Source organism: Roseateles oligotrophus (genome assembly GCF_014204525.1).
Classification (GTDB): domain Bacteria; phylum Pseudomonadota; class Gammaproteobacteria; order Burkholderiales; family Burkholderiaceae_C; genus Paucibacter_A; species Paucibacter_A oligotrophus_A.
In genome coordinates this window covers 1-25,531 of record NZ_JACHLP010000003.1, presented here as the reverse complement: position 1 = coordinate 25,531, position 25,531 = coordinate 1, and the positions used below count along the sequence as shown (strand labels likewise).

The 25,531-nt window shown below is 65.8% G+C and carries 23 protein-coding genes and 3 tRNA genes; 24 read left to right on the top strand and 2 right to left on the bottom strand.

Going from position 1 to position 25,531, the window contains the following annotated elements:
• The first annotated feature begins 46 nt into the window (after positions 1 to 46).
• The 12 genes from HNP55_RS07725 (at position 47) to map (ending at position 10,768) form a co-directional block, all read left to right on the top strand.
• Positions 47 to 634: an anthranilate synthase component II gene (locus tag HNP55_RS07725; RefSeq protein ID WP_184297932.1), complete on the top strand. Its 588-nt coding sequence runs from the start codon at positions 47 to 49 to the stop codon at positions 632 to 634.
• Between the two features lie 4 nt (positions 635 to 638).
• On the top strand, positions 639 to 1,712 hold the full coding sequence (ltaE, locus tag HNP55_RS07720) for a low-specificity L-threonine aldolase (protein ID WP_184297930.1): 1,074 nt from the start codon (positions 639 to 641) through the stop codon (positions 1,710 to 1,712).
• 47 nt (positions 1,713 to 1,759) lie between these two features.
• Entirely contained in the window at positions 1,760 to 2,794 is a 1,035-nt protein-coding gene (gene trpD / locus HNP55_RS07715; protein ID WP_184297928.1) for an anthranilate phosphoribosyltransferase, read from the top strand.
• Positions 2,795 to 2,847: 53 nt separating this feature from the next.
• Positions 2,848 to 3,144, top strand: coding sequence for a type II toxin-antitoxin system MqsR family toxin (locus HNP55_RS07710; RefSeq protein ID WP_184297926.1), 297 nt, complete (start codon positions 2,848 to 2,850; stop codon positions 3,142 to 3,144).
• Between the two features lie 2 nt (positions 3,145 to 3,146).
• Positions 3,147 to 3,548 (top strand): type II toxin-antitoxin system MqsA family antitoxin, encoded by a 402-nt coding sequence (locus tag HNP55_RS07705; protein WP_184297924.1) that lies wholly within the window; start codon positions 3,147 to 3,149, stop codon positions 3,546 to 3,548.
• A gap of 43 nt (positions 3,549 to 3,591) precedes the next feature.
• The gene (gene trpC / locus HNP55_RS07700) at positions 3,592 to 4,380 is read left to right on the top strand and encodes an indole-3-glycerol phosphate synthase TrpC (protein ID WP_184297922.1); all 789 of its coding nucleotides are present in this window, start codon (positions 3,592 to 3,594) and stop codon (positions 4,378 to 4,380) included.
• 7 nt (positions 4,381 to 4,387) lie between these two features.
• Positions 4,388 to 5,101: a uracil-DNA glycosylase gene (locus HNP55_RS07695; RefSeq protein WP_184297920.1), complete on the top strand. Its 714-nt coding sequence runs from the start codon at positions 4,388 to 4,390 to the stop codon at positions 5,099 to 5,101.
• An 11-nt stretch (positions 5,102 to 5,112) separates the two neighbouring features.
• Positions 5,113 to 5,655, top strand: coding sequence for an MOSC domain-containing protein (locus tag HNP55_RS07690; RefSeq protein ID WP_184297918.1), 543 nt, complete (start codon positions 5,113 to 5,115; stop codon positions 5,653 to 5,655).
• 116 nt (positions 5,656 to 5,771) lie between these two features.
• Positions 5,772 to 6,149: a DUF2946 domain-containing protein gene (locus HNP55_RS07685; protein WP_246448283.1), complete on the top strand. Its 378-nt coding sequence runs from the start codon at positions 5,772 to 5,774 to the stop codon at positions 6,147 to 6,149.
• A 124-nt stretch (positions 6,150 to 6,273) separates the two neighbouring features.
• Entirely contained in the window at positions 6,274 to 8,460 is a 2,187-nt protein-coding gene (locus HNP55_RS07680) for a TonB-dependent receptor (protein ID WP_221439508.1), read from the top strand.
• Positions 8,460 to 9,935: a PepSY domain-containing protein gene (locus tag HNP55_RS07675; protein WP_184297912.1), complete on the top strand. Its 1,476-nt coding sequence runs from the start codon at positions 8,460 to 8,462 to the stop codon at positions 9,933 to 9,935. The genes HNP55_RS07680 and HNP55_RS07675 overlap by 1 nt, the downstream gene beginning before the upstream one ends.
• A 29-nt stretch (positions 9,936 to 9,964) precedes the next feature.
• Positions 9,965 to 10,768, top strand: coding sequence for a type I methionyl aminopeptidase (map, locus tag HNP55_RS07670; RefSeq protein ID WP_184297910.1), 804 nt, complete (start codon positions 9,965 to 9,967; stop codon positions 10,766 to 10,768).
• On the opposite strand, the gene HNP55_RS07665 is transcribed toward map, so the two are convergent.
• Positions 10,750 to 11,772 (bottom strand): hypothetical protein, encoded by a 1,023-nt coding sequence (locus HNP55_RS07665; protein WP_184297908.1) that lies wholly within the window; start codon positions 11,770 to 11,772, stop codon positions 10,750 to 10,752. The two genes, map and HNP55_RS07665, sit on opposite strands and share 19 nt — an antisense overlap.
• A gap of 262 nt (positions 11,773 to 12,034) precedes the next feature.
• Here HNP55_RS07665 and HNP55_RS07660 point away from each other — a divergent pair, with 262 nt between their 5' ends.
• The 8 genes from HNP55_RS07660 to HNP55_RS07625 are packed head-to-tail and all read left to right on the top strand — an operon-like array spanning position 12,035 to position 20,771.
• Positions 12,035 to 12,970 carry a BadF/BadG/BcrA/BcrD ATPase family protein gene (locus HNP55_RS07660; RefSeq protein WP_184297906.1) on the top strand — a complete coding sequence of 312 codons (936 nt, stop codon included), beginning with the start codon at positions 12,035 to 12,037 and terminating at the stop codon, positions 12,968 to 12,970.
• 5 nt (positions 12,971 to 12,975) lie between these two features.
• Complete coding sequence (locus HNP55_RS07655) at positions 12,976 to 13,707, top strand: GntR family transcriptional regulator (protein ID WP_184297905.1); 732 nt, start codon at positions 12,976 to 12,978, stop codon at positions 13,705 to 13,707.
• Between the two features lie 25 nt (positions 13,708 to 13,732).
• A complete protein-coding gene (gene nagA / locus HNP55_RS07650) occupies positions 13,733 to 14,863 on the top strand; it encodes an N-acetylglucosamine-6-phosphate deacetylase (RefSeq protein ID WP_184297903.1) in 1,131 nt (376 codons plus the stop codon).
• Between the two features lie 28 nt (positions 14,864 to 14,891).
• Positions 14,892 to 15,902 carry an SIS domain-containing protein gene (locus HNP55_RS07645; RefSeq protein WP_184297902.1) on the top strand — a complete coding sequence of 337 codons (1,011 nt, stop codon included), beginning with the start codon at positions 14,892 to 14,894 and terminating at the stop codon, positions 15,900 to 15,902.
• 20 nt (positions 15,903 to 15,922) lie between these two features.
• Positions 15,923 to 17,407: a beta-N-acetylhexosaminidase gene (gene nagZ, locus HNP55_RS07640; protein WP_184297901.1), complete on the top strand. Its 1,485-nt coding sequence runs from the start codon at positions 15,923 to 15,925 to the stop codon at positions 17,405 to 17,407.
• A 32-nt stretch (positions 17,408 to 17,439) separates the two neighbouring features.
• Entirely contained in the window at positions 17,440 to 18,762 is a 1,323-nt protein-coding gene (locus tag HNP55_RS07635) for an MFS transporter (RefSeq protein WP_184297900.1), read from the top strand.
• A gap of 9 nt (positions 18,763 to 18,771) precedes the next feature.
• The gene (locus tag HNP55_RS07630) at positions 18,772 to 19,680 is read left to right on the top strand and encodes a glycoside hydrolase family 16 protein (protein WP_184297899.1); all 909 of its coding nucleotides are present in this window, start codon (positions 18,772 to 18,774) and stop codon (positions 19,678 to 19,680) included.
• 20 nt (positions 19,681 to 19,700) lie between these two features.
• Positions 19,701 to 20,771 carry an acyltransferase family protein gene (locus HNP55_RS07625; protein ID WP_184297898.1) on the top strand — a complete coding sequence of 357 codons (1,071 nt, stop codon included), beginning with the start codon at positions 19,701 to 19,703 and terminating at the stop codon, positions 20,769 to 20,771.
• A 503-nt stretch (positions 20,772 to 21,274) separates the two neighbouring features.
• On the opposite strand, the gene HNP55_RS07620 is transcribed toward HNP55_RS07625, so the two are convergent.
• Positions 21,275 to 23,944, bottom strand: a complete 2,670-nt coding sequence (locus HNP55_RS07620; RefSeq protein ID WP_184297897.1) for a TonB-dependent receptor — start codon at positions 23,942 to 23,944, stop codon at positions 21,275 to 21,277.
• A 577-nt stretch (positions 23,945 to 24,521) separates the two neighbouring features.
• Between HNP55_RS07620 and HNP55_RS07615 the strand changes: the two genes are divergently transcribed.
• From HNP55_RS07615 to HNP55_RS07600, 4 genes are all read left to right on the top strand, one after another.
• Positions 24,522 to 24,607 (top strand) — tRNA-Tyr (locus HNP55_RS07615).
• Positions 24,608 to 24,691: 84 nt separating this feature from the next.
• Positions 24,692 to 24,765: transfer RNA gene (locus tag HNP55_RS07610), tRNA-Gly, on the top strand.
• 91 nt (positions 24,766 to 24,856) lie between these two features.
• Positions 24,857 to 24,931: transfer RNA gene (locus HNP55_RS07605), tRNA-Thr, on the top strand.
• 69 nt (positions 24,932 to 25,000) lie between these two features.
• Positions 25,001 to 25,531, top strand: a 531-nt coding sequence (locus HNP55_RS07600) for a GTP-binding protein (protein ID WP_184297896.1), incomplete at its 3' end; no start/stop codon positions are given.

The window sequence follows — 25,531 nt, the reverse complement described above, 5'->3', positions numbered from 1 at the left end:
TGTGTCTCAGTGCCTCTGTGGTTGCATTTTGTTTTGGAGCCGAATCATGCGCCTGCTGATGATAGACAACTACGACAGCTTCACCTTCAATCTGGTGCAGTACTTCGGTGAGCTGGGCGCCGAGGTCCAGGTCGCCCGTAACGACGAGATCACACTGGCCGAGATTGCCGCGCTCAAGCCCGACCATCTGGTGCTCTCGCCCGGCCCCTGCTCGCCCGCCGAGGCCGGCATCTGCATCGCCGCCATCCAGGAATTCATGGGCAAGCTGCCCATCCTGGGCGTTTGCCTGGGCCATCAAAGCATGGGTGCGGCCTTGGGCGGCAAGATCGTGCGGGCCAAGACCCAGATGCATGGCAAGGCCAGCATGCTGAGCACCGATCAGAAAGGCGTGTTCAAGAACCTGCCGCGTGAGTTCAGCGTCATCCGCTACCACTCCCTGGTGATCGAAGAAGCCTCCTGCCCCAAGGAATTCGACATCACGGCGCGCAGCGAGGACGGCGAGATCATGGGCGTGCGCCACCGCGCCCTGGCCGGCACGGCCACGCCCATGGAGGGCGTGCAGTTCCACCCCGAGTCCATACTGTCCGAGCATGGCCATGCCATGTTGAAGAACTTCCTCAACCTGGCTTTGTGAGCTCATGAAGATCATCGACCTGCGCAGCGATACCGTTACCCGACCCACGGCCGCTATGCGCGAGGCGATTGCCCGCGCCGAGGTGGGCGACGATGTGTTCGGTGACGACCCCAGCGTGCTGGCCCTGCAGCAGCGCGTCGCCGCCCTGACCGGCATGGAGGCCGCGCTCTTCATGCCCAGCGGCACGCAGAGCAATCTGTGCGGCATGCTGGCGCATTGCCAGCGCGGCGATGAATACATCGTCGGCCAGCTCGCCCACACCTACCGCTACGAGGGCGGCGGCGCGGCCGTGCTGGGCAGCATCCAGCCACAGCCGCTGCTGCAGGACGCGCGGGGCCAGATGGCCCTGGCCGATATCGCCGCCGCCATCAAGCCGGACGACCCGCATTTCGCCCGCAGCCGCCTGCTCTGCCTGGAGAACACCTGGAACGGCCAGGTCATGCCGCACAGCTATCTGGCCGAGGCCACGGCCCTGGCCCGCCAGCACGGCCTGGCCTGCCATCTGGACGGTGCGCGCGTCTTCAATGCCGCGGCGGCCGATGCCGGGCCGGGCGGCGATGTGTTTGCCGCGCTCGCCCGCATCACGAGTTATTTCGACAGCGTCTCGGTCTGCTTCAGCAAGGGCCTGGGCGCGCCGGTGGGCTCGGTGCTGTGCGGCTCCGAGGAGCTGATCGCCCGCGCCAAACGCCTGCGCAAGATGGTGGGCGGTGGCATGCGCCAGGTGGGCTTGCTGGCCGCCGCGGCCGAGCATGCGCTGGACCACCATGTTCAGCGCCTGCACGAGGACCATGCCTTGGCGGCCCAGCTGGCCGAGGGCTTGAGCGCCATCCCCGGCTTGAGCCTGCGTTCGGCCGCCACCAATATCGTCTTCGTCGATGTGGCGGATGGGCTCGGCGCCGATCTGCTGGCGCATCTGAAATCGCGCGGCATCTGGGCCACCGGCCTGATAGGCCTGCGCTTTGTCACGCATCTGGATGTGGACTGCGAGGGCATAGAACGCACCCTGGCCGCCGTGCGCGAGTTCTTTGCCGATCCGGCCAAGCCGGCCGCGGCCAAGGCGGCGACCGGCCCTTACTGATTTACTGATCGATTCCTTCAACGCTGCAATCCTGGAGTGACAAGACCATGTCCATCACCAATGCCGAAGCGCTGACCCGCGTCATCGAACACCGCGAGATCTTCCACGACGAGATGCTGGCCCTGATGCGCCGCATCATGGCCGGCGAGATGCCGCCGGTGATGGCCGCCGCCCTGCTGGTCGGCCTGCGCGTCAAGAAGGAGACCATTGGCGAGATTGCCGCCGCCGCGCAAGTGATGCGCGAGCTGTCCAACAAGGTGCCGCTGCAGCCGGGCAAGCATCTGGTCGATGTGGTGGGCACGGGCGGCGACGGTTCGCACACCTTCAATATCTCCACCTGCTCCATGTTTGTGGCCGCCGCGGCCGGAGCGCAGGTGGCCAAGCATGGCAATCGCAGCGTCTCCAGCAAGACCGGCAGCGCCGATGTGCTGGAGGCCCTGGGCGCCAACATCATGCTGCAGCCCGAGCAGGTGGCGCAGAGCGTGCAGGAGACCGGCATCGGCTTCATGTTCGCGCCCAACCACCACCCGGCCATGAAGAACATCGCCCCGGTGCGTAAAGAGTTAGGTGTGCGCACCATCTTCAACATCCTGGGCCCGCTGACCAACCCGGCCGGTGCGCCGAACATTCTGATGGGCGTGTTCCACCCCGATCTGGTGGGCATCCAGGTGCGCGTCATGCAGCGCCTGGGCGCCGAGCATGCGCTGGTGGTCTACGGCAAGGACGGCATGGACGAGATCTCGCTGGGCGCCTCCACCCTGGTGGGTGAGCTGAAGGACGGCGCGGTGCGCGAGTACGAAATCCACCCCGAGGACTTCGGCCTGGCCATGGTCTCCAACCGCACGCTGCGGGTCGACAACCCCGAGCAATCGCGCCAGATGCTGCTGGGCGCGCTGGACAACCAGGCCGGCGCCGCCCGCGACATCGTCATCCTCAACGCCGGTGCCACGCTCTACGCCGCCAATGTGGCCAGCTCGATAGCCGATGGCATTGAGCGCGCCCGCGCGGCGATTGCCAGCGGCGCGGCGCGTGCCAAGCTGGATCAGTTTGTTTCCGCTACTCAGCGCCTGGGTGGGGCCTAAACGAACTGGCGGCAAGTCCACTTGATTTAACCAAGTAGGTTATTATTCCCGGCATGGAAAAACGCTCACCGCACTGCAAGCTGAGCGTAGTCAAGGCTTTGGTCGAGGCGGGCCGGGTTCGCACTACCCATGGGGCGCGACTGGGGGCCGCAGAACTGGGTTTTGACTTCCCTGGCTTGCTGGCGGTGGTGATGGCGCTTTCGTCCCAGGATTTTTACAAAAGCATGACCACCCATGCCGACCATACGATCTGGCAAGACGTCTACCGCCCGCGCACTCAGTTGGGTGATGTGTATCTGAAATTGACGGTCGTGGACGATGTGTTGATCGTGTCCTTCAAGGAGCTATGAGCATGAAATGCCCTGTTTGTGGCGCGGCCGAACTGATCCCTGACACCCGCGACCAGCCCTATACCTACAAGGGCGAACACCTGTCGATTGCGGCCGTCAGGGGGGATTTCTGCCCGGCTTGTGGTGAGTCGATTCTGGATGCCGCCGAGTCGGAGCGCGTCATGCAGGCCATGCGCAGCTTTGCAAAGCAGGTGAATGCGGCCAGCGTGGCCCCCGACTTCATCGTCAAGGTGCGCAAGAAGCTGGCGCTGGACCAGCGCGAGGCCGCTGAAATTTTTGGTGGTGGTGTCAATGCCTTCTCGCGTTATGAAACCGGCAAGACCAAACCGCCGCTGGCCCTGGTGAAGCTGCTCCAATTGCTGGACAGGCACCCGGACCTGTTGAACGAGCTGAGGACGGCCTGATATGCCAGGCCGTTTGGCAGCGCCAAACCAAGTGAAACGATCTATGTCCGACATCCTGAACCGCATCGTCGCCGTCAAGCACGAGGAATTGAAGCTGGCTCGCCAGGCCCGCTCGCTGGCCAGCCAGCGCGAAGAGGCCGAGGCGCGCCGCGACACGCGCGGCTTCGAGGCCGCGCTGCGCGCCAAGATCGCGGCGGGCCAGAGCGCCGTCATCGCCGAGATCAAGAAGGCCAGCCCCAGCAAGGGCGTGCTGCGCGCCGACTTCCGCCCCGCCCAGATCGCGCAGAGCTATGCCCAGCACGGCGCGGCCTGTTTGAGCGTGCTGACCGATGCGCAGTTCTTCCAGGGCTCGCAAGCCTTTCTGGAGCAGGCTCGCGCCGCCTGCGCCCTGCCGGTGCTGCGCAAGGACTTCATGGTCGATGAATACCAGGTCTATGAAGCGCGCGCCATGGGGGCGGACTGCATTCTGCTGATCGCGGCCTGCCTGGACGACGCGCAGATGGCCGACCTGGAGGCCCTGGCCCTGAGCCTGCAGATGGATGTGCTGGTGGAGGTGCATGACGGGGCCGAGCTGGACCGCGCCCTGCGGCTGAAGACCCCGCTGCTAGGCATCAACAATCGCAATCTGCGCAGCTTCGAGGTCACGCTGGACACGACCTTGGGCCTGCTGGAGCGCGTGCCGCAAGACAAATTGCTGGTGACCGAGAGCGGCATCCTGGCCCACACCGATGTGCAGAAGATGCGCGCGGCGAATGTGCATGCCTTCCTGGTCGGCGAGGCCTTTATGCGCGCGCCCGAGCCGGGCGAGGCCCTGGCGGCGCTGTTCGCCTGATCGTCTGATGGACTGGGGCGCACCGCTGGACACAGGCTGGCAGCCGCTGCTGCAAGCCTGGGCGCAAAGCCCGGCGGGTCTTGGGCTCAGCGCTTACCTGGACGCACGCCACCAGGCCGGCGCCGCGATCTATCCGCCCGACCCTCTGGCCGCCCTGCGGCTGACCCCGCTCTCGGCCTGCCGCGTCGTGATCCTGGGGCAGGATCCGTACCACGGTGCGGGCCAGGCCGAGGGCCTGGCCTTCTCGGTGGCACCCGGCTGCAAATTCCCGCCCAGCTTGCGCAATCTCTTCAAGGAGCTGCAGCGCGATCTGGGCCAGCAGCCGCCGATGGAGGGCTCGCTCAAGCCCTGGGCCGCGCGCGGCGTGCTGCTGCTCAACACCGTGCTGACGGTGGAGGACGGTGCGCCCGCCAGCCATGCGGGCAAGGGCTGGGAGGCCTTCACCGACCGCCTGATCCAGGCCGTGGCCCAGGACGCCGCGCCCAAGGTCTTCATGCTCTGGGGCGCTCATGCGCAAGCCAAAGCGCTTTTGATTGAGGCAGCAGGGCAGGGCGCGCATCTGATTCTGCAAGCCAACCATCCTTCGCCGCTGTCGGCCCTGCGGCCGCCCCAGCCCTTTATCGGCTGCGGGCATTTCTCGCAGGCGCAGGCCTGGTTGGGAGCGCGGGGCGTGGAGCTCGACTGGGGCTTGAGCGCGGCCTGCGGCAACACTCTTTTTTAGACCCGGAAGCCATGACTGCCCAAGTTCTTGCCCTGCATCGCAGCCAGACGCATAGCTTTTCCAAATCGGCCATGCCGCAGCTGAACTTGTTGGCCGGCTTGGGCGTGGAGGGTGATGTGCATTGCGGCGAGACGGTCAAGCACCGTTCGCGTGTGGCGCAAGATCCGACCCAGCCCAATCTGCGCCAGGTTCACCTCATACAGGCCGAGCTGTTTGAGCAACTGAGCAGGCAGGGCCTCCAAGTCTCGCCAGGCCAGATGGGCGAGAACCTCACGACCCAGGGCCTGGACCTGCTGGCCTTGCCCGTGGACACGGTCTTGAGCATTGGCGACTCTGCGCGTTTGCGGGTCACCGGCCTGCGCAACCCCTGCGGGCAGATCGAGCAATTCCAGGCCGGCCTATTGGCCGCCGTGCTGGAGCGTGCGGCCGATGGGCGCCTGATTCGCAAGGCGGGCATCATGGCCGTGGTGCTCAACTCCGGTCTTGTGCGTCCCGGGGATGCTATCCGGGTGCTGCTGCCCCCCTTGCCTCACCGTGCACTGGAGCGAGTCTGATTGCAGACTTTTTGCGGCAAAGCAAATGGGCTTCGATCTGCGCACTCGCTACCCTGCCGCGACCGAAGCCCGCCCTAGAATTTCCCACCATGGTCTTCAAGCGAAGTCATCAATTGTTGAGTGCCTGGATCGCATGTTTCGCCATGCTGTGGGCCGCGCTTGCACCTTCGATTTCCCACGCGCTGCAAAGCGGCTTGAACCAGGGGCCGGGCTCGGGCTGGACGGAGGTGTGTACCGTCACCGGCGCCAAGCTCGTGCTGTTGGCGCCGGATGGCGCAGCAAGCTCCTCGGGCTCTCCTGCCGAGATTCAAACCCTCAAGCATTGCCCCTGCTGCTCGCTGCACAGCCATGAGCTGGGCCTGCCACCCGCCCCGCCCGATCAAGCCCTGCTTCTGCTGCCCCAGCTGGGCCAGGCCCTGCCGGCCCTGTTCCTGCATGCGCCGCGCACTTTGCACGTTTGGGCCAGTGCCCAGCCGCGCGCGCCGCCGCGCTGAATAGCGCGCGATCCTCGACGCCCAGCCCATAGCGGCGGCGCCCCTCCTCGATTCCATGCCCGGCCCCGGCCGCAGGCCTGCCAAGGCCTGCGCGCCGCGCCGCTGCATCCCCATTTCCTGTCTTATGAAATATCAGTTTTCTCCCCTGGCTCAGGCTCTGAGCCTGGCCCTGTTCGCCTGCGCCTGCCCAGTTCAAGCCCAGGAAAAAGAAGCGCTGCAAAAGCTGCCGCCCGTGCTGGTCACCGGCAGCGCCATCGCCGCCACCGGCTTGAATGAAAACGCGGGCAGCAGCTCCCGCCTGGGTTTGAGCCTGCGCGAGACGCCGGCCAGCGTCAGCGTGCTCGACCGCGAAGAGATCGAGTTGCGCGGCGCCAGCAATACCCAGGAGATACTCAAGAGCGTGCCCGGCCTGATCTTTGCCGACCCACCGGGTTCGGCCGGCACGGTGTTCTACCGCGGCTTTGGCTCGGGCTCGCTGTCCCAGCTTTACAACGGCATCAGCGTGCAGTACGACGCCATCGCCGCCCGGCCGGTGGACAGCTGGATCGTCGAGCGGGTGGAGGCCATAGGCGGGCCCTCCAGCTTTTTGAATGGCTCGGGCGCCGTCGGCGGCACGCTCAATGTGATCACCAAGATCGCCGACCGCAGCGGCGATCAGGGTCGGCTCCGCTTCGGCCTTGGCGATAGCGGCCGCGGCCAGGCGGCCCTGAGCCTGCAGCGCGGTGTGGCCGAGCAGGTCTTGCGCCTGGAGCTCAATCGCAGCGAAGGCGCGCTGTGGACGCAGGGGCGTGATCGCCAGGCTTGGCAGCTCGCGGCCTCCTGGTTGCTGCCCCTGGCTCAGAATGTGAGCCACACCCTGGCCGTGGAGCGCCAGCACGAGAAAGTCAGCCAGCCCTACTGGGGCACGCCGATGCTGCAGCCCTTGGGCGGCGGCGCGGTGGCCGGCCAACTGCGCTTTGATCCCGCCACCCTGGGCATCAATTACAACGTCGAAGATGGGCGTTACCAGCAGGATGTGACCTGGTTGCGTTCCCTGCTGGACTGGCGCCTGAACGAGCACAGCCAGCTGCGCCACACCCTGTATCACTACGACGCCTTGCGCGATTTCGAGAACGTCGAGACCTATACCTTCAAGAACGGCAACAGCCAGGTGGCCCGCTCCAACGCCTTGCTGCAGCGCCATGACCAGCAGGTCTGGGGCAGCCGCTGGGAGCTGAGCCACAGTGGCCAACTGGCCGGCCGGGCTTCCGACTCGGCGCTGGGCCTGGACTGGAGCTATAACCGCCAGACCCGCTTCCCCAACTCGGTCGCGGTGATCAAAAAGCCTTTTGATCTGGTCGACCCCTACGCGCCCGCAGCGGCCCAGTTCTACCCGGCCTCGGGTCTGCTGCCGGGCTATACGCCGGGCGCCAGCAACCAGTTGCACAGCCTGGCCTTGTTCGCCGAGAACCGCACGGTGCTGGGCGCTGGCTTCGCCCTGGTGAGCGCCCTGCGCTTCGACCGCATCAGCCTGCTGGCGCGCAATCTGCGCACAGCCACGGCCAGCAGCCCGGCGCTGTTCGCCACCACCTTCAAGCCCCTCACCGGCCGCCTGGGCTTGGTGAAGGATTTGAGCGCCGACTGGCAGATCTATGCCCAGGCCAGCACGGCCGCCGATCCACCGGCCGGCCTGCTCGCCACGGCCGGGTTCAGCGCCCTGCGCGATTTTGATTTGACCCGCGGCCGCCAGTTCGAGCTGGGCAGCAAGCTGAGCTTTGACGGCGGGCGGGGCTCGGCCACGGCGGCGGTCTATGAGATCCGCCGCCGCCATATCGCCATCACCGACCCTAGCGACAAAACCAAGGTGATCCCGGTCGGCGAGCAAAGCAGCCTGGGCCTGGAGCTGGCCGCCCGTTGGCAGCCCAGCAGCGCGCTAAGCCTGAGCGGCCATCTGAGCCATACGCGGGCGCGCTACGAGGACTTTGTCGAACCGCTGAATGGCCAGCCCGTTTCGCGCGCCGGCCAGCGCCCGGCCAATGTGCCGGATTGGGTGGCCGGCGCCGCGCTGGACTGGCAGGCCAGGGCCAGCCTGGGCCTGAGCCTGGACTGGCGCTATGTGGGCCGGCGCTATGCCAACGCGGCCAATGATTTATGGGACGGCGCCTACCAACTGCTGGGCCTGGGCGCCCGCCTGCAGCTGGACCCGCGCCTCAGCCTGAACCTGCGGGTGGACAACCTCACGAATACCCGCTACGTCGCCAATCTGAGCAGCAGCCTGCCCTATCTGGGGGCGCCGCGCAGCGCCACGGCCGCACTGGACTGGCGCTTTTGATGAGCGCGCGCCGCTGGCTTTATCTGCTGCACCGCTGGGCCGGCATTGCCCTGTGCCTGGTGATGGCGCTGTGGTTTGTCTCGGGCCTGGTGATGCTTTATGTGGGTTACCCCAAGCTGACGCCGGCCGAGCAGTTGCGCGGGCTGGCGCCCCTGCCCACGCAGGGCTGCTGTGTGCCGCTGAAGCAGGCCTTGCAAGCCTCGGGCCTGCACGAGCCCCGGCAATGGCGGCTGGCCAGCGTGGCCGGCCAGCCGCGCTACTTCTTTGGTGATGGCCGCAAGACCCTGGTGGCGGTGGATGCCTTGACGGGTCAACGGATTTCGTCCGTTAGCGAGGATGAGGCCGTGGCCGCGGCCCGCCATTTCGCCGCGGGCGTGGACGGCCAAAGCCTGGGCCCGGTGCAGGAGGACGCCTGGACCCATTCGCGCGCCCTCGACGCCTATCGGCCCCTGCACCGGGTCGCCGTGGCGGACGCGGCGCACAACTGGCTGTATGTCAGCGCCGTCAGCGGCGAGGTGGTACGCGACGCCAGCATCACCGAGCGAACTTGGGGCTGGCTGGGCGCCTGGTTGCACTGGCTCTACATCTTCCGCGGCGGAGCCCTGGGGGCTTGGTGGACGGACATCGTCATCGCGCTGTCGCTGGCCGGCTGCGTGCTGGGGCTGAGCGGGCTGACCGTGGGCATCTGGCGCTGGCGCTTCAAGGGGCGCTACAAGAGCGGCTCGCGCTCGCCCTACCGCGCGCCGCTGGCGCGTTGGCATCATGTGCTGGGGCTGGTGGGCGGTTTACTGGCGCTAACCTGGGTGTTGAGCGGCCTGCTTTCGCTGAACCCCTGGCGGGTGTTTGAGGCCGGGGGCCCCAAGCTGGATAGCCGGGCTTATGCCGGTGGGCTTTTGCAAGCACAGGCCGGGCCTTCGGCCGAGGCGGTGCTGGCGACCCTGGCCGAGCGGGGCTTTGCGGCCCGCACGCTGGAATGGCGGCGGGTGGGTGGCCGGCAGTATGTGTGGGCGCAGAGCCCGGCCGGCGGCATGCTGCTGGACGCCCAGGCCCGGCCGCTGCAGGCCCTGGATGAAGCGGCCTTGGTCGCCGCCGCCGCGCCCATGCTGCCGCAGGCGCGCATTCAGGGGCGCGAGTGGCTGCGCAGTTATGACGCCTACTACTACGCGCGCGAGCCCCATACCATGACGGGCCAGCGCGAGCGCCCGCTGCCGGCCTTGCGCCTGGTGTTTGACGATGCCCAAGCGCATTGGGTGGTGCTGGACCCGGCCAGCGGCGCCCTGCTGCAAACCAGCAACAGCCGGCAAAGATTGGAGCGCTGGCTGTTCGCCTTTTTGCACAGCTTCGATCTGCCCCAGCTGCTGGCCTTGCGGCCGCTGTGGGATGGCTGGATGCTGGGTTTTGGTTTGGCCGGCCTGGCGCTTTGCCTCAGCGGGGTCTGGCTGGGTTGGCGGCGGCTGCGGATGCGGCATGGGTGAAAATACGCCATCAACCAGATCCGCAAACCATGAGCAGCAGCAAACGCAAGGTCGCCCTCCGCAGCCCCGAAGAGATCGTCAAAGCCCGCGAGGCCGGCCAGCTGGCCGCCCGTGTGCTGGAGATGATCGCGCCCCATGTCCAGCCCGGGGTCAGCACCGAGGCGCTGGACGATATCTGCCGCGAGTTCATCATCAAGGACCTGGGCGTGACGCCGGCCAATATCGGCTACCACGGCTATACCAAGACCTTGTGCGCCTCGGTCAACCATGTGGTCTGCCACGGCATCCCGACGGCGGCCAAGATTCTGAAGAAGGGCGATATCGTCAATCTGGACGTGGCCATCATCAAGGACGGCTGGTTCGGCGATACCAGCCGCATGTATTTTGTCGGCGAGCCCAGCACCTTGGCGCGGCGCCTGGTGAACAGCTGTTACGAGGCCATGGTGGCGGGCATACGCGCGGTCAAGCCCGGCGCCACCCTGGGCGATGTGGGCCACGCGATCCAGAGCGTGGCGCACCGGGAGGGCTTCAGCGTGGTGCGCGAGTACGGCGGCCATGGCATCGGCACGATTTACCACGACGAGCCCCATGTCTTCCACTACGGCAAGCGTGGCGAGGGCCTGCGTCTGGAGGCGGGCATGATCTTCACCATCGAACCCATGATCAATGCCGGCAAGCGCGACATCAAGGATCTGGCCGACGGCTGGACGGTGGTGACCCGCGACCATTCCCTGTCGGCCCAGTGGGAGCATATGGTGTTGGTGACCCCTGCGGGCTTCGAGGTGCTGACGCCCTGGCCCGACGGTACGGGGAGCTATCCGGCGATTGCCTGAGCCTCGCCGAGCCGCTGGGGCAGGGCGCTGCTGCCCAGGCGGTCCAGCTCATTGCGCAGGGCCAGGTGCTGCCACAGATGGCTCAGGGCGGCGGCCAGATCGCCTTGGCGCTCCAGCATGCGCGCCAGCTGCAGATGGGCCTGGCCCTCCTGCGGGCGTGAGTGGATGCGGCGGGCCAGCGCCAGGCTGTGCTGGCTGCTGAGGATGGCGCCGGCCACATCGCCGCGGGCCAGGGCGATCTCGGTCCAGGTCTGGCTGGCCACGCTTTCCAGCCAGCTATGGCCCAGCTTGCCGGCGATGTTCAGGGCGATGCGGCAGTCCGTCGTGGCCCAGTCCAGGCGGCCGCGCACCAGGGCGGCGCGGGCCAGATGCCAATGCGCTTCCGCCTCGTATTCGCGATGCTTGCCGCTGCGCGCCGCGGCCAGGCCGTGGCTGAAATAACGCTCGGCGTCATCGTGCTGCTGCGTCTCGAAATAGCCTACGCCGATATTGAGGGCCAGCTTGGCGGCCAGATAGCTGTCCTGCAGCGGGCCTAGCAGCGTGGCGGCCTCGCGGTGCAGCTCGCGGCCCTGCGCCCAGGCGCCCATGGCGTAGTGGATCTGGCCCTTGCCGATGCGCGCGGCCACGCTCAGCCAGACATCGCCGGTCTGCTGGCTCAGGGTGATGGCCTGGGCCCAGCGCTCCGCGGCCTCGGCGTATTCGCCCTGCTGATAGGCCAGGCGGCCCAGGGCCTCGTGGATGCGGGCTGCCTGCAGGGCCAGGCCGGCGGACTCCAGCAGGGCCGCGCGCAGCGCGTGCTGCAAGTCCAGCGCCCGCCCGCGATGCTCCAGCAGATAGAAGCGGGCATAGAGTGCATCCAGTGCCGCAGGCAGATTGCCCGCGGCGCGGCAACGCTGTTCCAGCGTTTGCAGGCACTGCAACGCAATCTGCGGATGGCGTTCGGCCAGATGGTTGAGGCGCCGCAGCAGCGCGGCGCCGGCGTCGGATGCGGCGAGGAAATTCACGGTCTAGGGGCTCCAGGGGTTGGCGCAAGGATAGCCGCCTCTGTGCGGCCTGAGCCTTGTGGACATTGCGTGCCGCACAAAAGGTCTTCAATCGGACTGCGAAACCCCGGCCTAGGGTTGGCCTGGGATTGCCATCTTGGTTCTAAATTGGTATGGCCGTTCCGGGCTCGTCTTTGTCACTTAATCGGGCTGCAATGAATGTGCAACAAGGGTAGAACCCGCATTGACGGCGGCTTTAATTTGGTACTAGACTGGTATTAATATGAATACGACCACTCTTTGTCCACTCGGTGCGGAATCTGCCAAGGCCTCGGTGCGCTTTTTCTTGGGCGTTGATGGCGGCGGCACCGGGACACGGGTGCGGCTCAGCGATCTGAGCGGCCGCATCCTCGGCCAGGGTGAGGCCGGGCCGTCCGCCCTGGGGCAGGGGGCCGAGCAGGCCTGGGCCCATATTGTGCTGGCCGCGCGCCAGGCGCAGGCGCTGGCCGGGGTGGAGGCACTGGACTGGTCGCACTGCGCCATCGGCCTGGGTTTGTCCGGGGCCAGCGTGCCCGCCCAGGTCGAGGCTTTTCTGGCCTTGCAGCCCGGCTTTGCCTTGCTGGCGCTGGATGGCGACGGTTTCACCACCGTCCTGGGCGCCCATGGCGGCCGGCCCGGCGCCGTGGTGGCGGCCGGTACCGGCACGGTGGGCGAGGTTTTGCGCCGCGACGGCTCGCGCGCCTGCATCAGCGGCTGGGGCTGGATTTGTGGCGACGAAGGCAGCGGTGCCTGGCTGGGCCTGAAGGCCATGCGCCACGCCCATCAGGCGCAGGACGGCCGGGTGCCGGTGGGCCCGCTGGCCCGCGCGGTGTTTGCGGTCGTGGGCGCGGAGCGCGAGCCCATCCTGGCCTGGTGTGCCCAGGCCGGTCAGCATGCTTATGCCAGCCTGGCCCGGCTGGTGTTCGACCATGCCGAGGGCGACAACATCGACCCGGTGGCGGTCGGCTTTGTGCAAGAGGCGGTGGCCGAGCTGGAGCGGCTGGCGCTGGCGCTGGACCCGGCGGCCGAGCTGCCCCTGGCCTTGTGCGGCAGCATCGCCCTGCGTCTGGCTCCCAATTTCTCAGGCACCATGGCCGGCCGTTGCGTTTCGCCCCAGGGTGATTCCGCCGACGGCGCGCTGCATCTGATTCGCAGCGTCCTCCAACGATTGGGAAATTGACCGCCATGCCATTCAAATTCAAGCCGGACCACGAAGCCGCCTCGCCGCTGTACATGCAGCTGGCGCAAAAGCTGGCCCAGGCCATCCGTGAGGGCCTGTTCCTGGCCGACGAGGCCCTGCCTTCGGAGCGGGTGCTGTCGGAGCAACTGGAGATCTCGCGCGTGACCGCGCGCAAGGCCATAGACCGTCTGGTCGAGCAGGGCATGATTGTGCGCAAGCGCGGTTCGGGCAATTACATCGCGCCCAAGCTGGAGCAGCCGCTGTCGCGCCTGACCAGCTTCTCGGAAGAGTTGCAGCAGCGGGGTTTCCGCCCCAGCTCGCGCTGGCTGGCCCGCGGCTTCACGCCGGCCGCGCCCGATGAGCAGCTGAGCCTGGGCCTCTCCACCGGCGGCCGCGTGGCGCGCCTGGAGCGCCTGCGCCTGGCCGACACGGTGGTGATGGCTTACGAGGTCAGCGTGCTGCCCGAGGCGGTGCTGCCCGATCCGCAGGCCGTCGAGGCCTCGCTTTACGAGCATCTGCAAACCCTGGGTGGCGCGCCGGTGCGCGCGCTGCAACACATCCGCGCCATCAATGCCGATGCCAAGCTGGCCGGCTTGCTGGAGGTGCCGGTGGGGCAGGCGGTGCTGTTCATCACCCGGGTGGGCTATCTGGAATCGGGTCATGCGGTGGAGCTGACGCATTCCTATTGCCGCAGCGATTACTACGACTTCGTCGCCGAGATGCGGCGCGAAGACTGAACAAGACAAGAGGAGCAGGGCAGGGATGGGGGATTTCCAACACATTGATGGCTATGTGCTGACGCCGCAAGGCTTTGTACGCGGACGCCTCAGCCAAAGCGCAGGGCGCATCACAGCCATCAGCGGCGAGCCGGTGTCGGAAGCCCAGGTCAGGCATGATCAGCCGGCCCTGCCCATCGTGCTGCCCGGCTTCATCGACGTGCATGTGCACGGCGGCGGCGGTCACGACACCATGGAAGGCGGTGAGGCCGCCCGCGAGATCTCCAAGCTGCATGTGCGCCACGGCACCACCTCGATGTTGGCCACCACGATGACGGCGCCGATGGACGAGATCCGCAGCGCCCTGGCCGCCCTGGGCCCCGTCTGCCGCGAGCGCGACCGCCAAGGTGCGCGCGTGCTGGGCGTGCATCTGGAAGGCCCTTACATCAACCCCGGCAAGCTGGGCGCGCAGCCCGACTTCGCCAAGCCCGCGGCCATGCAGGAGGTTAGCGAGCTCAATGCCCTGGCCCCCATCAAGCTGATCACGCTGGCGCCCGAGCTGCCGGGCAATCTTGCGCTGATCACCGAGCTGCGCGCGGCCGGCTACCAGGTGCAGATCGGCCACACTCTGGGCACGTACGAGGACGGCGTGGCCGCCCTGGCCCATGGTGCCCAAGGCTTCACCCATTTGTTCAATGCCATGACCGGCCTGCACCATCGCGAGCCCGGCATGGTGGGCGCCGCCCTGGCCCATGCGCGTTATGCCGAGATCATTCCGGACCTGCTGCATGTGCACCCGGGCGCCATCCGCGTGGCCTTGCGGGCCATTCCCTGCATGTTCTGCGTCACCGACTCGACGGCCGCGGCCGGCCAGCCGGACGGCGACTACAAGCTGGGCCGCCACACCGTCACCAAGTGCATGGGTGGCGTGCGCCTGCCCGACGGCACGCTGGCGGGCAGCACGCTGACGATGGACCAGGCCTTGCGCAATCTGGTCGGCCTGGGGCTGGAGATCGCAGACGCCTCGCGGCGCGTCTCCAGCAACGCGGCGGAATACATGGGTTTGAGTGATCGGGGTCAGTTGACGGTCGGTGCTTGGGCTGATTTGGTGGTCTTGGACCGTGAGCTGCAGTTGCAGCGGGTGCTTGTTGAAGGAGAAGAAATTGACCTTGCCTGATTCCTCGTTGGCGAATTTGAAGACGCGCATGCTGGCCGAAGCCCTCAGCGCCCCCGATGTGGTGGCGCGCCAGCTGGCCGCCGACCAATCGGCCTATGCCGAATTGGGCGCCGCCCTGCGCGAGCAGCCGCCCACCTCGCTGCTGACCGTGGCCCGCGGCAGCTCCGACCACGCCGCCCACTACATGGCCTATCTGATGATGGCCCGCATGGGCCGTCTGGTCACCTCTCTGCCCATGTCCCTGGTGACGCTGTATCAAAGCAAGATCGCCTGCGAGGGTCTGGTGTCCCTGGCCTTCTCGCAGTCCGGCCAGAGCCCGGACCTGGTGGCGCCGACCCAGTTCTTCCGTGCCGGCGGAGCCCGCACCGTGGCCTTTGTGAATGCCGAGGGCTCGCCCCTGGCCGAGGCGGCGCAATACGTCTTCCCGCTGCACGCCGGGCCCGAGACCAGCGTGGCGGCAACCAAGAGCTATATCGCCCAGCTGGTGGCCGGCGCCCGTGTGGTGGCCGCCTGGGGGGAGGACGAAGACCTGCAAGCCGCCCTGCAGCAACTGCCCGACGCCCTGAGCCAGGCCGCGGCCCAGCGCTGGGACGTGGCCGTGGACGTGCTGGCCCCGGCCAACCGCCTGTTCGTGATCGGCCGCGGCACCGGCCTGGCGATCGCCCAGGAAGCGGCGCTGAAGTTCAAGGAGACCTGCGGCATCCAGGCCGAGGCCTTCTCGGGCGCCGAGGTCAAGCATGGCCCCATGGCCTTGATCGAGGAGGGCTACCCCATGCTGGTGTTCGCGCCGCGTGGCCCGGCCCAGGCCGGCCTGCTGGCCCTGGCCGAGGAGATGCGTGGCCGTGGCGCCCGCGTGCTGCTGGCTGCACCGGCCGGCACGCCCGGTGCCGAGCTGCCCCTGGCCTGCACCGGCAATGAGGACCTGGACGCCATCGCCGTCGTGCAGAGCTTCTACCCCATGGTCGAGGCCCTGGCCCGCGCGCGCGGCCGCAACCCCGATCAGCCGCCCCATCTGGCCAAGGTCACCAAGACGCATTGATTTAGCCCGAGTACCTGTTCATGAGCGATTTTCATTCCGGCTTTCACCCGGGCCAGCTGGTCATGGTCGACATCCAGGGCAAGAGCCTGGACTTTGCGACGGCCGAGTTTCTGCGCGTCAACAAGGTGCGTGCCGTCTGCCTGTTCCGCAAAAACCTGGGCACCGAAGCCGAGGTCAAGCAGCTCACCGCCGATCTGCGCAATGTGATGGGCCCGCAAGCCCTGATCGGCCTCGATCAAGAGGGCGGCTCGGTCGTGCGCGCCACCTTTCTGCCGCAAGCCCCCTCGGCCATGGCCTTGGGCGCCGCCGGTGATGCGGCCCTGTCCGAGCAGGTCGGTGCGGCCGTGGCGCGCGGCCTGCGCTCCATCGGCATCAACTGGAACTTCGCGCCGGTGCTGGACATCAATAACAACCCGGCCAACCCCGTCATCGCCGAGCGCAGCTTCTCCGAGGATGCCGATGAGGTGACGCGTTTGGCCGGCGCCTGGATGCGCGGCTCCCTGGCCGAGGGCGTGGCCTGCTGCGTCAAGCATTTCCCCGGCCATGGCGACACCCATGTGGATTCGCACCTCGCCCTGCCGACGGTGGACAAGAGCCGCGCCGAGCTGGACGCGCTGGAGCTGCGCCCCTTCAAGGACCTGCGTGATGAAGCGCCCGCTGTGATGACGGCCCACATCGTCTACCCGCAGATCGACCCCGAGCATCCGGCCACCTTGTCGACCAAGATCCTCGGCGACATCCTGCGCCGCGAGTGGGGCTATGAGGGCGTGGTCATCACCGACGCGCTGATGATGAAGGCCATCTACGAGCGCTATGGCTACGCCCGCGCCGCCGTGATGGCCATCCAGGCCGGCGCCGACATGATTCTGGCCCAGGGCGATCTGCAGGAGCAGGCCGCCGCCATCCAGGCCTTGCACGAGGCCTTTGCCAAGGGCGAGTTGACGGCCGAACAGGGCCAGCGCGCCCGTGCTCGCCTGGACGCCCTGGCCAATGCCTACCCGGTGCGTCACGACGACTACGAGTTCGAGCAACGCCAGCTGGACGACCAGCTGATGCGCGCCGCCTGGTCCGCCGGTCTGGCCGCCCTGCATGGCGCGCAGGCGCCGGCGCTGGACCGGCCCCTGCGCGTCTACACCCAGGCCAGCGTGGACAGCGACGGCGTCTCCGAGGCCGGCCCCTCGGGCCAGCTGGTGCGCGGCCTGTTCGCGGGCTTCGGCGATGTGGAGTTTGTGGCCCTGGACAGCATCGATGCGCTCGACTGGGCCCAGGTGCCGCTGGATGGCCGCCTCAATGTGCTGGCCTCCAACCACCGTGCCCGCTACAACGGCGCGGCGGCGGGCTGGCAGCCCGATCTGCATCTGGTGCTGTGGAATCCTTTCCAGGCCCTGGATGTGAAAGCACCGACCGTCGTCACCTGGGGTTATGCCGAGGGTGCGCTGGCCGGCTTGCAGGCCTGGCTGGAGGGCCGAGCCCAGGCCACGGCGCAGTCGCCCGTCAGCCTTTGAAGCTCGCCTGAGCCCCGCACAAGGAAACGCCCATGTCCCAAGTTCAAACGCCGGCCCGCGCGCCGCGCTCACCCATCAGCTGGGTGCCCAGCCTGTACTTTGTGCAGGGCATGCAGTTCTTCGTCGTCATGCTGCTGGCCGGCCTGATGTTCAAGAATATGGGCGTGCCGAACGACCAGATCGCCCGCTGGACCGGCCTCTTGGGCCTGGCCTGGGCCGTCAAGCCGCTGTGGAGCCCTTTTCTGGAGCTGGCGCGCAGCAAGAAGCGCGTGGTCGTGGCCATGCAGTTCACCGGCGCGGCGGGCTTGGCGCTGATGGCTCTGGCCGTGCAAGTACCGATGTATTTCGCTGCCAGCATCGCGGTGCTGTTCCTGATCGCCTACGCCGCCGCCACGCACGACATCGCCTGCGACGGGCTTTACCTCGCCTCGCTGGACAGCAAGCAGCAGGCGGCCTATGCGGGCTGGCAGGGTGCCTTCTTCAACGCTTCCAAATTCCTCACCCTGGGCGGCCTGCTGGTGTTGGCCGGCCATATGGAAAAAAGCCTGGGCGTGTTCAATGCCTGGAGCGTGATCTTCGCGGCCCTGGCCCTGCTGCTGGCTGGCCTGGCCGCCTACAACGCCCGCGCCCTGCCCGATGTGCTGAATGCGGCGGCGGGCAAGGTCAGCGCCGCCAGCGTGGCCGCCACCTTGCAAGAGGTGATTGCCGACCTGCTGAAAAAGCCCGGCATCTGGCTGATGATTCTGTTCATCGTGCTGTTCCGCTTTGCAGAGGGCCAGGTGCAGACCATCGGGCCGCTGTTCCTGATCGAGGCCCGCGATAAGGGCGGCCTGGGCCTGACGACCGAACAGGTGGGCGGCATCTACGGCACTTTCGGCACGGCGGCTTTTCTGGCCGGCAGCATTGCCGGCGGCTACTTCACCTCCTGGCTGAACCTGAAGCGGGCCATGCCCATCCTGCTGCTGGCCATGCTGGTGCCCAATCTGACCTTCTATTACCTGGCCTCCACCATGCCGCCGGACCTGTTCCACATCGGCGCCGCCGTCACCGTGGAGATGTTTGGTTATGGATTCGGCTTTGTCGGCATGATTCTGTTCATCATGCAGGTGCTGGCGCCGGGCAAGTTCTCCACCGCGCACTACGCGCTGGGCACGGGCATCATGCAGCTGGGCTTCATCTTTTCCAAGACCATCAGCGGCGATATCCAGCTGGCCATGGGCTATGAGCAGTTCTTCCTCTGGACGATTCTGTGCGGCCTGCCGGTGTTTGTGCTGCTGTTCTTCGTCAAGATGCCCAAGCCCCAGGCGGCCGAACCCGCGGCCGCCGACCCTGCGGCGGCGGCCTCTTCAAGCTGAGTGTTCTGCATGTCTCTGTCTTCGCGTTGCTGCAAGGCCGCTGCTGCGGCCTTGTTGTCTTTCATGCTGCCGGCCCAGGCCGAGGTTTTTTTTGACGACTTCTCGCAGCCCGATCTGGCGGCCCTGAGCGCGGCCGGCTGGACCCCCCGCAGCAAGCCCGGCCACCCGGGCGTGCCCGGCGCGCTGTGGTCGGCCGAGCAGTTCAGCCTGGTGGCCGACCCCCAGCAGCCGGGCAACCGCCTCTTGCGCATGCGGGCCCAGACCGACGGCACGGGCGCCGGCAGCCGCCAGGCCCAGCTCTGCCATGCGCGCAAGTATCTGGAGGGCACCTATGCCGCCCGGGTGCGCTTCAGCGACCAGCCCTTGAGCGGCTTGGATGGCGACCCGGTGATCCAGACCTTCTACGTCGTCAGCCCGCTCAGGCACGACTTCGACCCCTTGTTCTCGGAGCTGGACTTCGAGTACTTGCCCAACGGCGGCTGGGGCAGCGACAAGACGCGGCTGTACGGCATCAGCTGGCAGACGGTGCAGCTTGAGCCCTGGCAGGCCTTCAACCAGAGCCACGAGGAAATGGGCTCGCTGGATGGCTGGCATGTGCTGATGATGCAGATCGCCGGGGGCAAGACCCGGCTTTATCTGGACGGCCGCTTGCTGGCCCAGCATGGCGGGCGCAACTACCCGGTTTCGCTGATGTCCATCAACTTCAATCTCTGGTTCTCGCCCGATGGCCTGCTGGAGAAGAGCGATCAGCCGCGGGTCTACGAGGAAGATGTGGACTGGGTCTTCCATGCCCGCAATCAGGTCCTGAGCCCCAAGCAGGTGTTGGCCGAGGTGAAGCGCTTGCGTGCGGCCGGCGTCAAGCAGATGGATACGGTGCCCGCCGCCCAGCCGGCCTTGCCCAGCCTTTGTGATTTTTGAGTTTTTGTGAGAGGTGGGCGATGAGCTCGACAAAGCGCTATGCATCGGTGGATGCGCTGCGGGGCCTGACGGTGGCGGGCATGTTGCTCGTCAACAATCCCGGCGACTGGGGCCATGTGATGGACCCGCTGGAGCATGCGGCCTGGCATGGCTGCACGCCCACCGATCTGATCTTCCCCTTCTTCCTCTTCATCGTCGGCGTCTCCCTGGCGCTGGCCATGGGGGGGCGCATCGCCGCCGGCGCGCCGGCGGCGCCGATGGCGGCGACGGTGCTCAAGCGCGCCGGCCGCATCCTGCTGCTGGGTCTGGCCCTGCATCTGCTGGCCTGGTGGATCATGGGCAAGTCGGAGCTGCGCCTTCCCGGCGTCTTGCAGCGCATCGGCATTTGTTTTGCGCTGGCCGGCCTGGCCGCCATCTATCTGCGCGAGCGCGCGCAATGGGGCTTGATCGCCGCTTTGCTGCTGGCTTATGCCGGCCTGCTGCTGTGGGGCGGCAGCCTGGACAAGGTGGGCAATATCGCCTCGCAAACCGATGCCTGGCTGCTGGGCCGCTTCGGCTACGAGTGGAATGCGCAGACCGGCCTGGGCCATGATCCGGAAGGCGTGGTCAGTACCCTGGGCGCCTTGGCCACGACCTTGTTGGGCCTGCGCGCGGGTGAATGGCTGCGCCGGGCGGCGCTGCGCCCGCTGCTGGCCTTTGGCGCGGTGGCTGCCCTGGCCGGCCTGCTGCTGGACCAGCTGGGTCTGCCGCTCAACAAGCAGTTATGGACCGCCTCCTTCGTGCTGTGGACCGGCGGCCTGGCCTGCCTGGCCCTGGCCCTGGCGCACTGGCTGATCGACCGCCGCGGCCTGCCGCCAGTAGGTCGCGCTTTCGGCGTCAACGCCATCGCGGCCTATGCGGGGGCCTGGATGTGTACCGTCTTGCTGGAGGGTTTGGGGCTGATGGCGCCCTTGTACGCCCAGGGCTTTGGCTGGCTGCAGCCTCTGGTCGGGCCGTATGGCCAATCCCTGGCCTTCGCCCTGGCCTTTGTGGCTGTGTGGGCCTTGATCGTGAAGGTGCTGGACAAGCGGGGCGTTTACATCAAGGTTTGAGCAGAGGGCGCAAGTCGGCACGCACTCGGCCCAAACGCCTGGCTTCATCGGCTATTGCTAGCACGGTAGGTGCATTGCCGGAGGCTGGCGTCATGGCTGCTGCTGAAGACCCGGCGGCGTCGATCTGCCACCGGCGGTGAGTGCGATAGTGGGCTGCGGGCGGGTCTGCTCCTTTTGCGGATCGTGCGGAACCCTGGCAAAGGGCGCCCCATCCAGTTTGAGCCCAAACGGGCGCGATCGACCGCGCCGATAGCCAAGCGCCCCGAGATTTCGGGGCGTTTTTTTGCTTGCAGGCGTCAGAAACACCAGCGCGCAGCGCCGTTGTCGTGGGTGTGCCGAGGCTACGTCGCCTGGCCGTTCAACGCTATTTTTGGGTATCCCATAACCATAAGAAAAATGCCCTGCAACTCACGCTGCAGGGCATTGTCTTCAGGCCTTCGGCTCAGTGCCAGATTGATATGGATTGAACCGGGTGCCCTTTCTGTTGTCGGCGATCAGTTCGATCAGAACTTGGCGCTCAGGCCGACGCGGTAGGTGGTTTCGCCCATGAAGGACCAAGCCGGATAGCCAGCGCGCATGCTGCCCTTGACATTGGTGTTCGACGCATCGGCGGCACCGTACTGCACATCATCCTGCTTCAGCAGGTTGACGGCTTCCAGGCTCAAGCGAAGGTTCTTGTTGATGTTCCAGCCTGCGCTGACGTCCAAGGAACCATAGGGATCGTGCATGCGGTAGCTGTAGTAGCCCGTTTCACGAATCATGTACTTGGAGCGCCAGTTGTAGGCGACGCGTGCCGAGTAGACCTCGTTCTCGTAGAAGCCCACCAGATTGGCGGTGTGCTTGGACGATTGCGTGAACAAGGCCAGACGGTCGGGGTAGCTGGTGCCGGGAGCCTTGGCGTCAGCATAGGTGTAGCTGGCAGCAAAACCGAAGCCGTTGTCCAGGCTGTGGTTGATCTGAGCCTCAAGACCGTTGATCTTGCCACCACCTGCGTTCAGGTAGTTGTTGACCGTCCAGCGGTCGGCAGGGAAACGCGGGTCATAGACCTTCAGATCCACGCCGGTCTGGACTTGAGCGGTCACGAAGTTGTCAATGGTCTTGTGGAACACCGCTGCCGAGACCATATTGCCGCGGCCATAGTAGTACTCCAGGCCCAAGTCAAACTGCTTGGACGACTGAGGCTTCAGGCTCACCGTGCCCATGGTCATGGACAGGTTGCCGGCGCGGTCGTCGTTGTAGCCGGCTTGCTTGGCTTGGAACATGTACTCGAAGTTGGGGCGGGTGATGGCCTTTGCCGCAGCGATGCGCAGCACCAAGTTCTTGTCGATGTTGTAGGCCGCATTCAGGCTCGGCAGCCAGTCGCTATAGCTGGCCTTTTGCTCGTCGATCGAGCGGCCCCAGCCGTCGTTATTGGGCACGTCGTTGGCGGCCAAGGGGGTGCCGTCAAACTTGTAGCCGCGCGAGCTCACATCGGTCTTGACGTAGCGCAGACCGAAGTTACCGCGCCAGCCCGCCTTCTCGAATTCGAACATGCCGTAGGCGGCCGAGTTGCTCTCTTCGATTTCGGCGAAGGAGGAGCGCTGCTCGGTCCAGGACGCAGTGTTCTTCACATAGAGGTCGGCCATGGCGGACAGATTGGCCTTGGGGAAGTCCCAGCCATTGGGGCCCATCTTGATGGTGCCGCCGCTGTACAGATCGCTGGCGTTGCCCAGTGTCACGTCCTTGTTGAACTTGGCGCGCAAGGCACTTTGCGCGTACTTGTGACTGGTCGTGCGCAGGCCGGTTTTGAAGGCGGTCAGGCCTGCCCAGTCGAAGTCGAAGGTGGCGTCGAGTTGGCCAAAGCGCTCTTTGTCCGAATTCGGTTGCTGCTGGTCGGTGGCCCAGCCGGTCGGTGCCAATTGCTTGGGCAAGTTCGACACGCTGACGTCCATGGGAACGCTGGGGGAAATGCTGATTTGCTTGCCGGTCGCGTCGATGGTGCCTTTGAACTTGGGCAGGCTCTGGCCCGCATCCCACCAGCCCACGCCGTAGTTCATGGTGTGGCTGGTACCGCCCTTGGCCTTGGTTTCACCGGCCACGGCTTCGAGCTTGAAGGAGTCGCCCTTGAAGGCACCATTCAGCACCAGGCTGTCGGAGCTCATCTTGCCTTGGCGGGCCCAGGTTTGGATGAAGGTGTTGACGGGGTTGTTGGCGCCGGCTTCTGCCTTCACGCAAAGACCGGCCGCGTTCTTCTGCACGCAGTTGGTGATGGCGTTGGGTTGCTCGGCATTGGGATCGTTCTGGCCCGTGAACAGGTACAGATTGCTGTTGGTGTTGTCACCGGTCAGTTCCAGACTCAGATAGTTCAGGCCCAGTTCGATGCTGTCCGTCGGCTTGGCCTGCAGGGTCAGGTTGATGGCGGAGCGTTTGCGATCTTGCACAAAGGTGGCGGGGGCGACGTCGCCGGCCCAGCCTGCGTCGGACTCAATGCCGCGGCGGATGTACTGGCTGTTCTCGCGCGCGCCGGCCACCAGCACGCCGAAAGTCTTGCCCTCATTGCGCCAGCTGTAGAGGCCTGCCACGTCCTTGGACAGATCGGTGCTGACCGTGCCCTTGCCGAACTTGACGCTGCCAAAAACCGTGTTGGCCTTCAGGTCCAGAGGCTTGCGGGTCTTGACGATCACGGTGCCGCCGATACCGCCTTCGGTCAGGTCGGCTTGCGAGGACTTGTAGACCTCCATGCCGCCGATCAATTCGGAGGGCAGCAGGCTGTAGTTGAACGAACGATCAACGGTCGCCTGGTCGTACCAGCCTGTCGAGGCCACGGTCTGGCCATTCAGGGTGGTATAGGTCATTTGGGGGTCGGAGCCGCGCACGGACACCGAAGCGCCTTGGCCGAAGGCCCGGCCCACGGTAATGCCGGGCAGACGGCCCAGGGATTCGCCCACGTCCGAGTCAGGCAGCTTGCCCACATCTTCGGCCGACACGGCATCCACAACGGCCGTGGAATTGCGCTTGATATTGGTGGCCGACTGCAGCGAAGCACGGATGCCCGTCACCACCACTTGTTCGAGCTGAGCGGCTTCGGACTTGGCAGCCGGGGCCTTGTCTGCTTGTTGCGCCTGGGCGGCGAATGCGACGCTCAGTAGCGTCATGGTGACCGCGGCAGCGATCGGACTTGGTTTGATCTTCATAAATGCTCCTCGATGTGGCCTTGACTCTCGCAACTGGCCAGTTTCTAACGGAACCAGGCTCATACCAATCCGAGGGATGGTGTGTTCCTGATGCCCCCAATTTTCATACGAATGCAACCAATGCCATGCCACTATACGATTCAGTAGTGCCACTTTGCTACCAGTTTCGGGGCCGTGTTTTCCCTGCTGTCGCAGCGCCGCCACCCCCTTGAAATCTGCTCACTGGCCTGCTACTGCGGTGTAGGACCACTAATAGAAGCCGTCCGGGCTTGGTAGGGAATTGGTATTGGCGCTTTGCCGCAAAGTGCTGGGGTGCTGGTCTGCAGTGGACTGCGATGCCAGGGTTTGCTCGGGGTGGCGAGGAGGGGGCTTCAAGCGCTTGGCTGTGGGCATGGGCCTGGCGTTTTGGATGTGAAAATTTTTTGGGGCGTGGCTTGGCCTTGTGAAGGGCTTGGAAGTCCCATGACCAGGGGCTTTGCGGCTGGCTTGGGGTGTCTGGTGGGCTGGCTTCTTCAATTCTTTTTCAAAAAACCTTGGCTGAGCCTGAAAAGCTCTGCTATAGTTGCGGGCTTGCCTAGGAGGGGTGGCCGAGTGGTTAAAGGCAGCAGACTGTAAATCTGCCCGCTAACGCGTACGCTGGTTCGAATCCAGCCTCCTCCACCAAGGCAAACCAATCGCTTGACTCGAGTCGCCAGAAGTTCTGGCGACTCGATCTTCAGAGATTGAGAGATAAGGTAAGGCTCCCGGGCGGGAGTAGTTCAATGGTAGAACCTTAGCCTTCCAAGCTAATGACACGGGTTCGATTCCCGTTTCCCGCTCCAGCGTCTGGGTCGGTGTCGTTAGCAAATGCCGGAAGTAGTCGTCGATACCGGTTTGTTGGTTTGCATCTCAGGTCTGCAAACCCGTGTCGATGCCCATGTGGCTCAGTGGTAGAGCACTCCCTTGGTAAGGGAGAGGTCACGCGTTCGATCCGCGTCATGGGCACCACAATTCCTCAGTCTTTCGCTTTCTTTTTTTTCTTCTGGTCTGATCAGAGTCCCTCGCAGGAGCGCAGAAATGGCAAAGAGCAAGTTTGAACGTACCAAGCCGCACGTCAACGTCGGCACCATTGGTCACGTTGACCACGGCAAGACCACGCTGACGGCTGCAATCGCAACCGTGCTGTCGGCCAAGTTCGGCGGCGAGGCCAAGGCCTACGACCAGATCGACGCAGCACCCGAAGAAAAGGCTCGCGGCATCACCATCAACACCGCCCACGTCGAGTACGAGACGGCTAACCGCCACTACGCTCACGTGGACTGCCCCGGCCACGCTGACTATGTGAAGAACATGATCACCGGCGCCGCACAGATGGACGGCGCGATCCTGGTGTGCTCGGCCGCTGACGGCCCGATGCCCCAGACCCGCGAGCACATCCTGCTGGCCCGCCAAGTGGGCGTGAAGTACATCATCGTGTTCCTGAACAAGTGCGATATGGTGGACGACGCCGAGTTGCTGGAACTGGTGGAAATGGAAGTGCGCGAGCTGCTGTCCAAGTACGACTTCCCCGGCGACGACACCCCCATCATCAAGGGTTCGGCCAAGCTG

Bases quoted from the DNA above. Each gene is read 5' to 3' on its own strand.
- trpD (WP_184297928.1), top strand. From the start codon at position 1,760: ATGTCCATCACCAATGCCGAAGCGCTGACCCGCGTCATCGAACACCGC.
- HNP55_RS07625 (WP_184297898.1), top strand. From the start codon at position 19,701: ATGAGCTCGACAAAGCGCTATGCATCGGTGGATGCGCTGCGGGGCCTG.
- HNP55_RS07620 (WP_184297897.1), bottom strand. From the start codon at position 23,944: ATGAAGATCAAACCAAGTCCGATCGCTGCCGCGGTCACCATGACGCTA.
- HNP55_RS07695 (WP_184297920.1), top strand. From the start codon at position 4,388: ATGGACTGGGGCGCACCGCTGGACACAGGCTGGCAGCCGCTGCTGCAA.
- trpC (WP_184297922.1), top strand. From the start codon at position 3,592: ATGTCCGACATCCTGAACCGCATCGTCGCCGTCAAGCACGAGGAATTG.
- HNP55_RS07635 (WP_184297900.1), top strand. From the start codon at position 17,440: ATGTCCCAAGTTCAAACGCCGGCCCGCGCGCCGCGCTCACCCATCAGC.
- HNP55_RS07630 (WP_184297899.1), top strand. From the start codon at position 18,772: ATGTCTCTGTCTTCGCGTTGCTGCAAGGCCGCTGCTGCGGCCTTGTTG.
- nagA (WP_184297903.1), top strand. From the start codon at position 13,733: ATGGGGGATTTCCAACACATTGATGGCTATGTGCTGACGCCGCAAGGC.
- HNP55_RS07645 (WP_184297902.1), top strand. From the start codon at position 14,892: ATGCTGGCCGAAGCCCTCAGCGCCCCCGATGTGGTGGCGCGCCAGCTG.
- HNP55_RS07675 (WP_184297912.1), top strand. From the start codon at position 8,460: ATGAGCGCGCGCCGCTGGCTTTATCTGCTGCACCGCTGGGCCGGCATT.
- nagZ (WP_184297901.1), top strand. From the start codon at position 15,923: ATGAGCGATTTTCATTCCGGCTTTCACCCGGGCCAGCTGGTCATGGTC.
- HNP55_RS07710 (WP_184297926.1), top strand. From the start codon at position 2,848: ATGGAAAAACGCTCACCGCACTGCAAGCTGAGCGTAGTCAAGGCTTTG.
- HNP55_RS07690 (WP_184297918.1), top strand. From the start codon at position 5,113: ATGACTGCCCAAGTTCTTGCCCTGCATCGCAGCCAGACGCATAGCTTT.
- HNP55_RS07705 (WP_184297924.1), top strand. From the start codon at position 3,147: ATGAAATGCCCTGTTTGTGGCGCGGCCGAACTGATCCCTGACACCCGC.
- ltaE (WP_184297930.1), top strand. From the start codon at position 639: ATGAAGATCATCGACCTGCGCAGCGATACCGTTACCCGACCCACGGCC.
- HNP55_RS07655 (WP_184297905.1), top strand. From the start codon at position 12,976: ATGCCATTCAAATTCAAGCCGGACCACGAAGCCGCCTCGCCGCTGTAC.
- HNP55_RS07680 (WP_221439508.1), top strand. From the start codon at position 6,274: ATGAAATATCAGTTTTCTCCCCTGGCTCAGGCTCTGAGCCTGGCCCTG.
- HNP55_RS07660 (WP_184297906.1), top strand. From the start codon at position 12,035: ATGAATACGACCACTCTTTGTCCACTCGGTGCGGAATCTGCCAAGGCC.
- map (WP_184297910.1), top strand. From the start codon at position 9,965: ATGAGCAGCAGCAAACGCAAGGTCGCCCTCCGCAGCCCCGAAGAGATC.
- HNP55_RS07725 (WP_184297932.1), top strand. From the start codon at position 47: ATGCGCCTGCTGATGATAGACAACTACGACAGCTTCACCTTCAATCTG.